Below are 13,115 nucleotides of genomic sequence, written 5' to 3'. Positions count from 1 at the left end.
TTTCTAGGCGCCTGATGTGAACTGGAACATGAGCTTCCAGCGACTGTAAGTCTCAATGCGGTCGACATCCGTCGGAAAATAGTCACTCGCGCCGCCGAGAGGCACGTAGGCGCTTGCCAGAAATCGCTGAACCGACACCTGAAACCCGGCGCGCCGAAAGGCCTCGGCAATATCCGACACACTGTGATTTGGGACCGGAACGTTTGAAAACTCCTGAATTTTAGGTCGCCAGGAGTGCCATAGCGGACTGTCACTGTGACAGCAGGTGACCGCATAATAATCCCCTCCCGGTTTCAAAACCTTCCTGATGTCGCCGGCGTGCCGCTCAAGATCTTCGATCAGGTAGATGACTTCGTGACTGAAAGCGATGTCAAAACCGTCTCCGATATCCGACAATCGGTCCGTGGCGCGATAGGTGATGGGCCGATCGCCTTTTTGAGCTTCGGCGCGCGCAACAGCATTCTGTGCGATATCCACTCCAACGGCAGCGGCATAGCGACGAAGGTCATAAAGCAGTCTCAGAAATCCACCCTGATTGCAGCCGAAATCGAGAACTTTTGCGTTGGTGAAATCAGTCTCGCCGACCGCTGCAATCATTTCTCGCCAGATCCAGGCGTGTTCTGTTGTCATGCTGTCTTCTTCAGCATCACGTTTCGACCAGGTATTAATCAGATTCTCGCTCACGACAATTCCTATGCTTCAAGCTCTTTCAGGAGCGAACGAAAGACTTTGCGCGCGCTGCCCGGGTGCCTGACCTTTTTCACGGAATGCAGATTCGACAGGTCATTTCCAACCACGATCAGACCCACCATTCCCCATTCGTAGTGTGGCAGGCAGATGTGCCCGTAAATGCCCGGTATCGGAAATTCGACTGTCAGGTTTGTGTCCATTGCTCCGTTCCAGGCGTCCGCACCGTTCGGGATCATTCCGCGTTTCGATGCAGAATTGTGGCCTGCGTCAGTCGGGACGAACGTGACACTGTCACCGGGTTTGATCCTTAGAATCGCGGGTTCAAACACATTCGGCGTGTCAGGATCCCCACAAGCCGCATTTAGCATCAGGACGCTGTGCGCATTACCGACCGACGCTGGAGCCGGGCAGGCCAGTGCAGACCCGGTGCCCGCCATTGCAGCCACGGAAAACATGAAATTACGACGCGTAAGCATGGACGATGAGTTCCTCTCTGGGCCCCTGTGAAGTCTCGATCGCAACCCCGTAAGTCTTGGCAATCGCATTCGCGCGCAGCACCTGCCCGGGTGAACCCTGTGCCAGAATTCGGCCTTCACCGAGCAGGATCAGATTGTCCGCGAAACGAGCAGCCAGATTGAGATCGTGAAGCGCGACGACACCGACGGCACCGCGCCGGACGACCGCCGACTTTATCTGACCTAACACGTCCAGTTGGTGGCGCAGGTCGAGTGCGGATGTCGGCTCGTCAAACAGGTAGACATCCGAATTCCGGATCAGCGCTTGCGTTACCGAAACCAGTTGCGACTGCCCTCCGGAGAGCTCGCTCACATAGGCTTCGGCCAGATGACCGATGCCGGCCTCATGCAGAGCCGTACCGACCGCAATCATGTCTGCATCGCTGACGCGCCAACCCTTCAACTGTTTGTGCGCCATCATGACTACATCGAAGACGGTAAGAGCCGCATTCGCGGTAAAAAACTGCGGCATGAAACACACACGCTTAAGCCTCGCACGAGTCGAAAGGCTGTCGAGGTCGATATTGCCGAGGTGGACCTTGCCTGACTGGAGGGGCAAAAGCCCTGCAATCAGACGAAACAGGGTAGATTTGCCGGCCGCATTCGGCCCGATGAGAGCGGTAAGCTGTCCGGGGACAATCGGTTCGAAGGCGATGGCGTCGAAAATTTGTCTCGAACCATAAGAGAAGCTGATGTTCTCGGCAGACAGCGCACTCATTGCCAGTGCCTCTTTCTCTGCCCGAGAATGAGCAGAATGAAGAAAGGAATGCCGATCAGCGAGGTGATCATGCCGATCGGGTAGACGATACCAGGCGTAATTGCCTTCGATGCTATTGACGTGCCGGAGAGAATGAGGGCGCCGCACAAGGCGGACAACGGCAGAAAACCGCGCTGGTCTTCACCAACGATCATGCGTGCTATGTGCGGTCCGACAAGACCGACGAAGGCAATGGCCCCAACAAAGGAGACTGCGACGGCGGAAAGCAGAGAAACGCCGGCAAGCACTCCGATCCGCAATATGGAGACATTGACGCCCAGCGCGGCTGCCTTGTCCTCGCCCATGCGCAGCGCGGTCAATGCCCAGGAGCGGTTCATGAACCAGGGCAGGGTGAGTACAAGGATCAGGAAGCAGATGCCAACCTTTGACCACGTGGCACGGGCGAGGGAACCCAATTGCCAGAAAATCAGCTGCGCGAGTTGAATTTCCGAAGCGCCGTATTGCAGAAAGGCCAGCAACGCGTTGAAAGTGAACAGCATTGCGATTCCGACAAGGATCATGGCTTCCGGAGTGACGCCGCGCAATCTGGTAAACAGGAACAAGGCGCAGGACGTAATCATCGCGAATACAAACGCGTTCACCGAAACGAACAGTCCTCCAACACCCGGGATCACAGACCAGCCGAGCACGATGGCAAGGGCAGCGCCGAATCCGGCTGCAGAACTCAGTCCAAGCGTAAACGGATCGGCGAGCGGATTGTTGAGGATCGTCTGCATTTCTGCGCCGGCGACGCCGAGCATTGCGCCCACTGCGACGGCCATGATGGCGACCGGAAGGCGCAGTTGCCAGATGATGACGTCTTCTTTGGGAGTGGCGCTGGCGCGATCGAAGATCACTTCAATCGTTCGCCAGATTGTCAGATCGGCCGGGCCGGTGGTGACATCGATGACGACCAGGACGGCAAGGCAAAAAAAGGCAAGAATTACGAGGGTAACACGGCGCATGCTGCGTCGTTTGTAGGCACGTACAAGTGACAACGCCTCTGATGTTAGCAAGGTTCCGTCAGACATGAAAATTCCATGAAAAACAGGCCCCGCAATCAGATATTGCGGAGCCATCGGGTGTGTCGGTTCTAGTTGTTCAGGGAGATCCAGAATTGACCGGAAGGCTCATAAGGAAGGAACCTCCCGTGCAGTTCCTTGAAGGTTGCCTCCGGATCAAGATCTTCAAAATCCTCCGGATGCAGCCATTTCGCCAGGACCTGGACTGCCACGAAGTGATACGGTGAATTGTAGAACTGGTGATAGATCGAGTGGAATCGGCCTTCCTTCACGGCACGCAAATCAGCGAAACCAGGGCGGGCGGCAAGCGCAGAAAGGCGGTCGCCGTTCACTTCCGGATCGCCGTCGTAGCCAAGCAGTGTCGAGGTGACTTCCGGACGGGCTTCTTTCCAGTTTGCACCTGTGCCGAACACAACATCGGGATCCGCTTCGATGATGCCTTCCAGGTTCAGATCAACGGAATAGGCATTGGCAAGCGTGGATCCGTAGTTCTTGCCTCCGGCGAGTTCGACGAAACGGCCATAATTATAGGGGCCGAATGACCGGCAGCAGAAATCGGTCTGCCATCCGGCGGCATTTTCAACGACGACAAGCGGGCGGTCTTCGGCCGGGATCGTGTCGACAATATTCGTTACCTTGCGCATCTGCGCGATGTAGAAATCGATAAATTCGGCAGCGCGTTTTTCCTCGCCGAAAATCCGGCCGAGGATCAGCATCGAAGGCACTGCATTCTCTGTGGCGTTGCGGCGGAAATCGATAAAGGCGACCTGAACGCCGGCATTGCCGAGCTTTTCGATGAGGCCTGTTTCTTCGGCCTTGAAGAGGTTGCCGACATCAAGCAACACCAGGTCTGTTTCCGCCTCCAGCACGGCTTCAATGGAAAAATCACCAGCATAGGGATTGCCGAAGTCGATCATCCGCGCCGTATCGTCCGGGAATACGCCCTGGTACTTGCGGAACGCATCCGGATCGTACTGGACCAGGTCACTTTTCCAGCCGACGATCTTCTCGAACGGATTGCCTTCGATGAGCGGTGCGATCCCATACATCATTCGGCCTTCGCCGAGAATGATCTTGTCCGGCATCTCCGGCAGGGTGACTTCCCGGCCAGCAATATCGGTGAAGGTAAGAGCTTCCGCTTGAGCGGTTGTGGAGTGAGCAGCCAACAGGCTACCGGCCACGAACACGCACGTGAGTGCGCCTACGCGTTTGAAGAAAGACATAGCGTTTTCCAATAGTTAGATTGCGTCGCAGCAATACCAAATCTGAAATTTAAAGTCGACTCTAATATTCAGGTTTTTCGGTGATTAGACGCGGTAACGCGATAGAGCGGTGAAAACAGAGCGATATTCCGCATTCGATTTTGGAAGCGGTCAGGTGTTTTCACCCGATTTCAATTCAAGGGATATGAAACGGTTCTCATCAACAGCGACACGGTTCTGGAAAAGGTGCCGGGGACATGACAGTTTGGGACCAAATGCAACCTGGTGTGCCCTAATATGACCATCGACGATCCAACCCAGCCCCGCCAACCGCGATCAAGAGCGTTGCTCGCGCTGTTTCTTGTCGTTGTCATCGGTATGGGAATTTTTGTTGGAACCCAGTCTGCACCGGGCAGTTGGTATCAGGAACTTGAGAAACCGGTTTTCAACCCGCCGAACTGGATCTTTGCTCCGGTCTGGACGGTTCTGTACGTGTTCATTGCCGTTGCCGGTTGGCGGACCTTTCTGAGAGCACCTCGGTCAATGGCCATGAAATTCTGGTACGGACAGATGGCACTGAACTGGATCTGGTCACCGGTCTTTTTTGTTTTTCACCTGACGTGGGCCGCCTTTGCCGTGATCGCGGCGATGCTGATATTGATAATTCTGTTTGTAGGAAAAAACTGGTGCGCGGATCGTGTTTCTGCGGCGCTCTTCCTCCCCTACGCACTCTGGGTCGGGTTCGCGGGCTTGCTCAATTTTTCTCTGGCGTTGCTGAATTGAAAATCATCGATAGTGCGCGCAAGCAATGGGCCAGGCGTTGCCCGGACACGGTCTGCTTGCAGAGGGCAGCACTCTACTCCTGCTCGTAAAAATACTGCTGGTGATAGGCAGAGTTGATCACGACCACGCCTAGGATCATGTCATGCAGCAGACGCTTGCGGTCCGAAAAGAGCGACACCAACAGCACGAGCGGCGTCAGCAGCGAAACGGAAAACCAGAACAGAAGCGCATGCACTGAAGCAAGAAGCGGATAGGGTTTGGCACCGTACCAGAGGCGCATTTCCAGCCCCATGGCACGCATGCCGAAAGTGGAAGCCAGCGGTCCGCCAAGCGTGAAAGCCACATAGAGCAGGGCGACGGCTGCCGGCAGGATGCCGTAAAGCAGAAAGCCGAGGCCAAGCGTGAAGACGCCAAGGAAAAATACCAGGATGCCGGCGCCGAAGGTCAGGAGGGCTATCACGATCACGTCGATGAAGAACGCAAATATTCGCCGGCTGCGCACTCCGGAAAACAGTTCCGGGTGGCGAACAGGATCAAAGACGTCCTGACGGACATAGTCGGCGGAGGTTTCTGCGGACATTAACATGCTCCCAAAAATGTGATGACGCACATGTGGGGATTGAACATTGAAAACGCAAATTCCCGGCATGCGCGCAACAGAGGCAGTCCCGGATCAAGTCGGGGGTGGCCATTTGGACGGAAGATCCGCTCGACGCGATGTATATTGGTATGGATGTGACTTGGGAAACCACCGCCATTTCAGCCTGCGCCAACTAACTGCAAGGTCTGGACTGAACAGAGGATTGCTATTTTCCTTGAGCCAGCATCTCCGCGACCTTTGGCGCAAAATAGGTCAGGATCCCGTCGGCACCTGCACGTTTGAATGCCAGGAGGCTTTCCAGCATCGCCCTGTCACCGTCAAGCCAGCCATTGGCACTCGCCGCCTTGATCATCGCGTATTCTCCGGAGACCTGGTAGGCATAAGTCGGGACCTGGAATTCGTCCTTGATGCGCCGAACGATGTCGAGATACGGAAGGCCGGGCTTGACCATCACCATGTCGGCACCCTCGGCGATGTCGAGTTCAGCTTCGCGCAGGGCTTCGTCGGTGTTCGCCGGATCCATTTGATACGTCCGCTTGTCTCCCCTCAGGGTCCCGGAAGACCCGACAGCGTCCCGGAAAGGGCCATAAAAGGCGGAGGCGTATTTTGCGGAATACGCCATGATCTGCGTGTTGCGGAAATTCTGACTGTCAAGGGATTGCCGGATGGCACCAATCCGGCCGTCCATCATGTCGGAAGGCGCGATAACGTCCGACCCGGCGTCGGCTTGGACCAGTGCCTGCCTGCACAGCTGGTCGACTGTTTCGTCATTGAGGATCGTTTCACCCTCCATCAACCCGTCATGGCCGTGGCTTGTATAGGGGTCGAGCGCGACGTCGGTCATCAGACCGACATTCAGGCCTTCCGCCTTTATAGCGCGCAGAGCCCGGCAGGTCAGATTTTCAGAATTGAGGGCTTCCGAACCCGTGTCATCACGCAGGTCGGGATCGGTATAGGGAAACAGGGCGAGAGCCGGAATGCCAAGGTCTGCGGCTTGCGTTGCCTCGCGAACGGCTTCATCGACGGAAAGACGGAATACGTCCGGCATTGAAGCGACTGGCTGACGCACATTCTCGCCGTCGACGAGAAAGATCGGCCAGATCAGGTCATTGACGGTCAATGTGTTTTCGCACACGAGCCGGCGCGACCAGTCGCTCTGCCTGTTACGGCGCATTCTGGTGCCGGCGAGCAGCGTATCCATATGGTCGGATGTGATCGGCGGAAGGGGCGGTTTGGACGACATGGAACCTGCGAGCTCGGTTTTTTGAATGTTGACTTGTATTCTGAAGGAAGTGAAACGCCAATCTATCACGCAGATTGACGCACTCCAACATTCTGTAAAATAACTGAAAATAAAAACAAAAAAGAGATTGTTTGACGTTTGCGTCAAATATGTTTTAGTGCAGCCGCAATGCAGGTACGGCAACTTGCCTTCAACGACTCGGCGCACCCGCGCTTTTGGGAGGATAAACGTGGACTTTTCACCAAACGAAGATCAGCGCGCCTTTCAGGATATGGCCGCGGGTTTTTCCCGCGACGAGCTCGCCCCGAACGCCCGGCACTGGGATGAAGACAGTATCTTTCCGATTCCGACCCTGCGCAAGGCGGCCGAACTCGGGTTCGGTGGCATATATGTAAAGGAGGACGTGGGCGGCTCGGCTCTCTCTCGTCTCGATGCGGCCTTGATTTTCGAGGAACTCTCGAAAGGCTGCACTTCCACGGCGGCCTACCTGTCGATCCACAATATGGTGGCCTGGATCATCGACACATTCGGATCCGAACACTTGCGGCAGAAGTTCCTGGAAAGGCTCTGCACGATGGAGCTCTTGACGAGTTACTGCCTGACTGAGCCCGGGTCCGGGTCCGATGCCGCCAGTCTTCGCACGAGTGCGAAGGACGACGGTGATCATTATGTGCTCAACGGCTCCAAGGCCTTCATCTCAGGCGGAGGCGTCAGCGATCTCTATGCGGTAATGGTGCGCACGGGTGGCGATGGTCCATCCGGTGTTTCATGCCTGCTGGTGGAGAAGGGAACGCCCGGACTGAGTTTCGGTGCGAACGAAATCAAGCTTGGCTGGAAGAGCCAGCCGACCGCGCAAGTGAATTTTCAGGATTGTCGCGTACCAAAGTCAAACCTCGTTGGCGAGGAAGGCCAGGGCTTCAAGATCGCCATGTCGGCACTTGATGGCGGACGGCTCAATATTGGAGCGTGTTCGATCGGCGCGGCTCAGGCCTGTCTGGAACATGCTCTTGACTACACGCGGGAACGCAAGCAGTTCGGCAGGCCGATTGCCGATTTTCAGGCTCTTCAGTTCCGACTTGCCGACATGGCGACCGAACTCGAAGCTGCACGCCTGCTTCTGCACAAGGCTGCTGTTGCTGTTGATGGCAAGACCCACGAGGCAACCAGGCTTGCCGCGATGGCCAAACGCCTGGCAACGGACACGGGCTTCAAGGTCGTCAACGAGGCACTCCAGCTTCATGGGGGGTACGGATATCTGCGCGACTATCCCATCGAGCGTTTTTTCCGTGATGTCCGCGTGCACCAGATTCTGGAAGGCACCAATGAAATCATGCGCCTGATCATAGCCAGGCAGCTATTGAAGGACTGATTGAATTTCTCCGACTTAACCCTTGAAACGACTCTCATTTGACAAGGCGTCCGCATGAGTGACGAAATCCTCTTTGAAGTTCGCGGCAAAGCCGGGTTCGTAACATTGAACAGGCCGCAGGCTCTCAATGCATTGACCCATGCAAAGGTGAAGGCGCTTGCGGATCAGTTGCAGCGCTGGGTCGGTGATCCGTCCGTCGCGCACATTGTCATCAAGGGGGCGGGTGGCAAGGCGTTTTGCGCCGGTGGCGATATCCGAAGCATCTACGACACACGGATGGCGGGCGACGTAGAGAGCCTCAAGCCGTTCTTTCGGGACGAGTACACCCTGAACGCCACGATCAAGGCCTATCCGAAGCCCTATATCGCACTGATCAACGGGATCGTCATGGGAGGAGGCGTGGGCGTTTCCGTTCACGGCAGTCATCGGATAGGCACCGAGAAGACGCTCTTTTCCATGCCTGAAACCGCGATCGGTTTCTTCCCCGATGTGGGAGGTACCTATTTCCTGCCACGCATGCCCAAAAAGATGGGCATCTATTGCGCATTGAGTGCAAGCCGGCTCAAACAGGCCGACGCTCTTGCCTCGGGCGTGCTGACGCACGCGGTTTCAGAAGACAGTCTTCCCGATCTGGAGACGTCGCTGGAAACGGCCAATGACATCGGCGCGGCGCTTCGGCCGTATCTCGTCGCACCGGAAACCGGCGTCTTGCAGCGGAACGAAGCCCTTGTCGAGCATGCCTTTTCAGCGTCGTCGGTGACGGAGATTCTGAACAGGCTCGACGCCGCGGATGAGGAGTTTTCCTGCAAAACCGCGGACGCGATCCGTCAGAAATCCCCGACGAGCGTTCTGATTGCCTTTGAGCAGATGCGGCGCGGGGCGCAATTGTCCTTCAATGAATGCATGAAGCTCGAGTACCGGATCGTTTCACGGATCCTCCATGGTGACGACTTCTTCGAAGGCATTCGTGCGGTTGTTGTTGACAAGGATCAGGCCCCGAAATGGACTCCTAACCAACTGGGACAAGTGGACAGCGCGTCGCTGGCGTCGTATTTCGAGGAACCGTCTGACGGAGATCTTCCTCTTTAACGCGCAACCGGACCGGCCATGATCACAAGCTTTCAGGACCTTATCGATGCCCGCCCACCCTGGAGCACGATTCTGATCCTGTATTTGCGCTGCATAGCGATCATCCTGATCGGCGGCGGGGTTATCTATTGGGCGCGCATTATCGGCATTGTGGAATGGCGTGGCCATTTCTTCTGGGACATGCCGGTCGCACTCCAGGGAGCGACCGTCTTTTTTGCCGTTCTCGACCTGGTCGCGGCGACAGGTCTCTGGCTGACCGTATCCTGGGGAACGGTCATGTGGATCTTCCGGTGCATTTGCCAGATTGTCATGCACACCGCCTTTTCCGATCTTTATGGCCGTCGTCCTTACGAGATCTCCTTTTATCTGGCTACGATCGCAGTCTATGTCGCGCTGGCTTATCTCATGCACAGGGAAAACCGTGCGGCACCAGGCTGAAGACGAGGCCTGTCGGTTTCCGACAAGCTGAATCATCGCCTCAGCGATCACCGCCAACAGATTCACATTCAATACCAAATTCATCTGGGAGAACGAACATGGCGAGCACAGTCGGCTTCATTGGCCTTGGAAACATGGGTGGCCCGATGGCCGTCAATCTGGTCAAGGCGGGACACAGGGTTCTCGGATTTGATCTGTCGGACGCAGCCCTTTCCGCGCATGTCGAGGCCGGAGGTGAGAAGGCGGACGGTATTTCCGACCTTGCCGCTGCTTCAGATGTCATTGTCACGATGCTGCCGGCGGGAAAACATGTCCGCCAGATCTACCAGGGGGAGGGCGGTATTCTACAGAACGCCAAAGCCGGTACGCTGTTGATTGACTCCTCCACCATTGATGTCGAAAGCGCTCGCGTTGTCAGCGCAGCTGCAGCTGAAATGAACATGCCGATGGTCGATGCCCCTGTTTCAGGCGGTGTTGGCGGGGCAACCGCCGGAACGCTCACCTTTATGGTTGGCGGCGGCGATGAAGCATTTGCAGCTGCCGGACCATTCCTGGATATCATGGGCAAAACGATCGTCCATGCGGGCGGAGCCGGCAATGGTCAAGCCGCGAAGATATGCAACAACATGATCCTGGGCATATCGATGATCGGAGTGAGCGAGGCCTTCGTGCTTGCTGAAAAACTCGGCCTGGACGCGCAAAAGCTGTTCGATATTTCGTCGACAGCGTCAGGCCAGTGCTGGTCGCTGACTTCCTATTGCCCGGTGCCCGGACCGCTCCCGTCGTCGCCAGCCAACAGGGACTACGAGCCGGGATTTGCGGCGGCCATGATGCTCAAGGACCTCAAACTGGCACAGGAAGCGGCCAATACATCTGGCGCAGCCACGCCGCTGGGTGCGGAAGCTGCGGCGCTTTATGCTCTGTTCTGTAACACCGGCGGCAACGAAAAGGACTTCTCGGGGATCGTGAACTTCCTGCGCGGATCATGATTAACAAAGTCTGAATCGGGTGCCGAAAATGCCCTTCAAGTGTTAACGAATGATTCAGCGTGTCTCTTAAGCGGATTTTAGAAACACTCGGCTAGATTGCGTATCAAGGCGGGAAAATATCCGCCCAACAACAGGTACTATAAGAGGCGCAATCACATGATCACCGCAAGTAGGGCAGTCGACGCTGTTTCACCGGGCGAAGCGGAAGAAGTGGAAATCAAGCCACTTTACCTCGAAGCCCTGACTCTTGTCGAAAGGCTGCATCGGCGTCTTCTGGACGTCATCAAGGATGAGTTCGATCGCATGGGCCGTTCCGATGTCAACAGCGTGCAGGCATTGTTGCTGTTCAATATCGGTGACGCAGAGCTGACCGCCGGTGAGCTGCGGACCCGTGGCTACTATCTTGGATCGAACGTGTCCTATAACCTGAAGAAACTGGTCGAAACCGGTTACATCCACCATCAGCGTTCCCGCATGGACCGCCGGTCAGTCCGCGTGAGTCTCACGGACAAGGGCCAGGAAGTCGCAACGATCGTCAACGATCTCTACGAGCGCCACATCCTGTCCGTCCAGCAGGTCGGCGAGATTGGTCCGGAGGACTTCGTTGTTCTCAACAAGTCGCTGCGCCGCCTCGAGCGGTTCTGGACAGACCAGATTCTCTACCGTCTTTGATTTTGCGGCAAATCCAGATGACAAAAGCACCGCCCATCGGGCGGTGCTTTTTCTTTTTTTGAGCACCTCACGCAAAATTGCGTTTCATCCTTTTTGATTTTCTTCATACCAGTAGTGGAAGCTCCGTTCGGCCGAAACGGCCCTGAAGCCCGGGATTTGTGCCGGTCGCTTGGTCACTGACATCTTGTGGTCACAAAGGAATGGCTTTGTGCGGCGCTTCAGACGGCGATATGGTTAAAGATTCAAGCGATTTGTTAACTCCCGTCATTTAGAAATTCGATTTGGAAAAGTCAGCCGGACCGAAATTTTGGAAGTCCGATTGAAAATACCAGCAGAACCGAAAGCATTAGGCACAGCAAATGAGGTTGGCGATGCACCTTGAAGCCGGTCGGTCCGGAAAAAAGTGTCTCCAGAATTGGGGCGCCCGCAAGGCATTATTGAGCGTGTGTGCGATGGGAATTGGCACATTGCTGGCAAGCGGTGTTCAAGGACAGGCACAAACTGCACTGCAGTCGCTGCAGCAGAACCGCCAGAATGTCGAGTGGGCTGACAATTTCGATATCGCCACGGAAAACATTACCGAAGTCAACTCTTCAGCGCCAACCCTATCGCCTGAAACAGCCGACTATATTGCTATCGCGATCGACCGCTATCAGCGCATAGTTCAGGCCGGTGGCTGGGGTACGGTTACCGGAGGTGGCAAAGCGCTTCGCATTGGTGCCAAGGATCCGCGTGTCGTGGAACTGCGCCGCAGGTTGATCGTCTCCGGAGATCTGGAACAGCAAGCAGGTCTTTCCGATGCCTTTGACTCTTATGTCGATGCCGCACTTCGCCGTTTCCAGCTGCGTCATGGCCTGATCCCTGACGGGGTCATGGGCGATGACACGGTGCAGGCCCTGAACGTCCCGGCCCATGTGCGTCTTGGGCAGCTCGAGACGAATATTGTGCGCATGCGGTCCATGTCCGGATTCCTTGGCGATCGCTATGTGATGGTCAATATTCCGGCTGCTGAAATCGAGGCCGTTGAAAGCGGACGGGTTCGCTCGCGCCACACCGCCGTTGTTGGCAAGATCGACCGGCAGACACCTATCCTGAACAGCAAGATCTACGAACTCAACTTCAACCCGTATTGGACGGTTCCGGTATCGATCATCCGCAAGGACCTGATCCCCAAGATGAAAGAGGACCCGGAGTACCTTTCAAAGAACAATATCCGGATTTTCGACTGGAGCGGCAACGAGCTGGCCTGGCAGCAGATCGACTGGAACACGGACGAGGCGACACAGTATCGCTTCACGCAGGATCCGGGCGCGGAAAATTCGTTGGGCTCGGTGCGTATCAATTTTCACAACAAACACCAGGTTTATTTGCACGATACGCCGTCAAAGACACTCTTTGGTGAAAGTCAGCGTTTCCACTCCTCCGGGTGCGTTCGTGTACAGAACGTACGCGAACTTGTGACCTGGATGTTGCAGTCGACGACGCCTGATTGGGACCGTAGTCGCGTTGACAGCGTCATCCGCACCGGCGAACGCGAAGATGTAAAGCTGAAGAAATCCGTGCCGCTTTACATGACCTACGTGACTGCCTGGGCGAATTCGGATGGCGTCGTGCATTTCCGCGATGACATTTATGATCGCGATGATCTTTCCGGCACGGAAACGCAGGCTCGCCTCTAGGGCAAAACTGCCTGGGCATGGAGCACACCGATACGCCGGCCTTGATCAGGTCGGCGTTTCGTGTCT

General features: G+C 55.9%; 14 protein-coding genes. 7 read left to right on the top strand and 7 right to left on the bottom strand.

Annotation, left to right across the window (positions count from 1 at the left end; translation table 11 throughout):
- Positions 1 to 3 precede the first annotated feature (3 nt).
- From LA5095_RS22315 to LA5095_RS22295, 5 genes are all read right to left on the bottom strand, one after another.
- Positions 4 to 684, bottom strand: coding sequence for a class I SAM-dependent methyltransferase (locus LA5095_RS22315; RefSeq protein ID WP_055118881.1), 681 nt, complete (start codon positions 682 to 684; stop codon positions 4 to 6).
- 8 nt (positions 685 to 692) lie between these two features.
- Positions 693 to 1,166, bottom strand: coding sequence for a pseudoazurin (locus tag LA5095_RS22310; protein WP_055118879.1), 474 nt, complete (start codon positions 1,164 to 1,166; stop codon positions 693 to 695).
- Positions 1,150 to 1,923: an ABC transporter ATP-binding protein gene (locus tag LA5095_RS22305; RefSeq protein ID WP_055118877.1), complete on the bottom strand. Its 774-nt coding sequence runs from the start codon at positions 1,921 to 1,923 to the stop codon at positions 1,150 to 1,152. Before LA5095_RS22305 ends, LA5095_RS22310 begins: the two co-directional genes overlap by 17 nt.
- Entirely contained in the window at positions 1,920 to 2,993 is a 1,074-nt protein-coding gene (locus LA5095_RS22300) for a FecCD family ABC transporter permease (protein ID WP_055119073.1), read from the bottom strand. The genes LA5095_RS22305 and LA5095_RS22300 overlap by 4 nt, the downstream gene beginning before the upstream one ends.
- A 62-nt stretch (positions 2,994 to 3,055) precedes the next feature.
- Positions 3,056 to 4,207 carry an ABC transporter substrate-binding protein gene (locus LA5095_RS22295; protein WP_051644765.1) on the bottom strand — a complete coding sequence of 384 codons (1,152 nt, stop codon included), beginning with the start codon at positions 4,205 to 4,207 and terminating at the stop codon, positions 3,056 to 3,058.
- Between the two features lie 276 nt (positions 4,208 to 4,483).
- On the opposite strand from LA5095_RS22295, the gene LA5095_RS22290 reads away from it, so the two are divergent.
- Complete coding sequence (locus LA5095_RS22290; protein WP_082442809.1) at positions 4,484 to 4,969, top strand: TspO/MBR family protein; 486 nt, start codon at positions 4,484 to 4,486, stop codon at positions 4,967 to 4,969.
- Between the two features lie 73 nt (positions 4,970 to 5,042).
- Here LA5095_RS22290 and LA5095_RS22285 read toward each other — a convergent pair whose 3' ends face one another.
- Positions 5,043 to 5,549, bottom strand: a complete 507-nt coding sequence (locus tag LA5095_RS22285; RefSeq protein WP_082442810.1) for an RDD family protein — start codon at positions 5,547 to 5,549, stop codon at positions 5,043 to 5,045.
- 226 nt (positions 5,550 to 5,775) lie between these two features.
- A complete protein-coding gene (hemB, locus tag LA5095_RS22280) occupies positions 5,776 to 6,771 on the bottom strand; it encodes a porphobilinogen synthase (protein WP_235808861.1) in 996 nt (331 codons plus the stop codon).
- A 271-nt stretch (positions 6,772 to 7,042) separates the two neighbouring features.
- Here hemB and LA5095_RS22275 point away from each other — a divergent pair, with 271 nt between their 5' ends.
- The 6 genes from LA5095_RS22275 (at position 7,043) to LA5095_RS22250 (ending at position 13,049) form a co-directional block, all read left to right on the top strand.
- Positions 7,043 to 8,182, top strand: coding sequence for an acyl-CoA dehydrogenase family protein (locus tag LA5095_RS22275; protein WP_055118870.1), 1,140 nt, complete (start codon positions 7,043 to 7,045; stop codon positions 8,180 to 8,182).
- A 54-nt stretch (positions 8,183 to 8,236) separates the two neighbouring features.
- Complete coding sequence (locus LA5095_RS22270; RefSeq protein ID WP_055118868.1) at positions 8,237 to 9,271, top strand: enoyl-CoA hydratase/isomerase family protein; 1,035 nt, start codon at positions 8,237 to 8,239, stop codon at positions 9,269 to 9,271.
- 18 nt (positions 9,272 to 9,289) lie between these two features.
- Positions 9,290 to 9,709, top strand: coding sequence for a DUF6163 family protein (locus LA5095_RS22265; protein WP_029062407.1), 420 nt, complete (start codon positions 9,290 to 9,292; stop codon positions 9,707 to 9,709).
- A gap of 98 nt (positions 9,710 to 9,807) precedes the next feature.
- Entirely contained in the window at positions 9,808 to 10,698 is an 891-nt protein-coding gene (mmsB, locus tag LA5095_RS22260; RefSeq protein ID WP_055118866.1) for a 3-hydroxyisobutyrate dehydrogenase, read from the top strand.
- A 156-nt stretch (positions 10,699 to 10,854) separates the two neighbouring features.
- Positions 10,855 to 11,370, top strand: a complete 516-nt coding sequence (ldtR, locus tag LA5095_RS22255) for a transcriptional regulator LdtR (RefSeq protein ID WP_029062405.1) — start codon at positions 10,855 to 10,857, stop codon at positions 11,368 to 11,370.
- Positions 11,371 to 11,741: 371 nt separating this feature from the next.
- The gene (locus LA5095_RS22250) at positions 11,742 to 13,049 is read left to right on the top strand and encodes a L,D-transpeptidase family protein (protein WP_082442811.1); all 1,308 of its coding nucleotides are present in this window, start codon (positions 11,742 to 11,744) and stop codon (positions 13,047 to 13,049) included.
- Positions 13,050 to 13,115: the final 66 nt, after the last annotated feature.

The organism is Roseibium album, assembly GCF_001404515.1.
GTDB classification, from domain to species: domain Bacteria; phylum Pseudomonadota; class Alphaproteobacteria; order Rhizobiales; family Stappiaceae; genus Roseibium; species Roseibium album.
Note: the sequence above shows the minus strand (reverse complement) of the source record. Positions and strands in the feature narration are given on the sequence as shown.

Excerpts from the sequence above, each read along its gene's own strand:
- LA5095_RS22310 (WP_055118879.1), bottom strand. The coding sequence starts at position 1,166 with ATGCTTACGCGTCGTAATTTCATGTTTTCCGTGGCTGCAATGGCGGGC.
- LA5095_RS22305 (WP_055118877.1), bottom strand. The coding sequence starts at position 1,923 with ATGAGTGCGCTGTCTGCCGAGAACATCAGCTTCTCTTATGGTTCGAGA.
- LA5095_RS22300 (WP_055119073.1), bottom strand. The coding sequence starts at position 2,993 with ATGTCTGACGGAACCTTGCTAACATCAGAGGCGTTGTCACTTGTACGT.
- LA5095_RS22295 (WP_051644765.1), bottom strand. The coding sequence starts at position 4,207 with ATGTCTTTCTTCAAACGCGTAGGCGCACTCACGTGCGTGTTCGTGGCC.
- LA5095_RS22290 (WP_082442809.1), top strand. The coding sequence starts at position 4,484 with ATGACCATCGACGATCCAACCCAGCCCCGCCAACCGCGATCAAGAGCG.
- LA5095_RS22285 (WP_082442810.1), bottom strand. The coding sequence starts at position 5,549 with ATGTCCGCAGAAACCTCCGCCGACTATGTCCGTCAGGACGTCTTTGAT.
- hemB (WP_235808861.1), bottom strand. The coding sequence starts at position 6,771 with ATGGATACGCTGCTCGCCGGCACCAGAATGCGCCGTAACAGGCAGAGC.
- LA5095_RS22270 (WP_055118868.1), top strand. The coding sequence starts at position 8,237 with ATGAGTGACGAAATCCTCTTTGAAGTTCGCGGCAAAGCCGGGTTCGTA.
- LA5095_RS22265 (WP_029062407.1), top strand. The coding sequence starts at position 9,290 with ATGATCACAAGCTTTCAGGACCTTATCGATGCCCGCCCACCCTGGAGC.
- mmsB (WP_055118866.1), top strand. The coding sequence starts at position 9,808 with ATGGCGAGCACAGTCGGCTTCATTGGCCTTGGAAACATGGGTGGCCCG.
- ldtR (WP_029062405.1), top strand. The coding sequence starts at position 10,855 with ATGATCACCGCAAGTAGGGCAGTCGACGCTGTTTCACCGGGCGAAGCG.
- LA5095_RS22250 (WP_082442811.1), top strand. The coding sequence starts at position 11,742 with ATGCACCTTGAAGCCGGTCGGTCCGGAAAAAAGTGTCTCCAGAATTGG.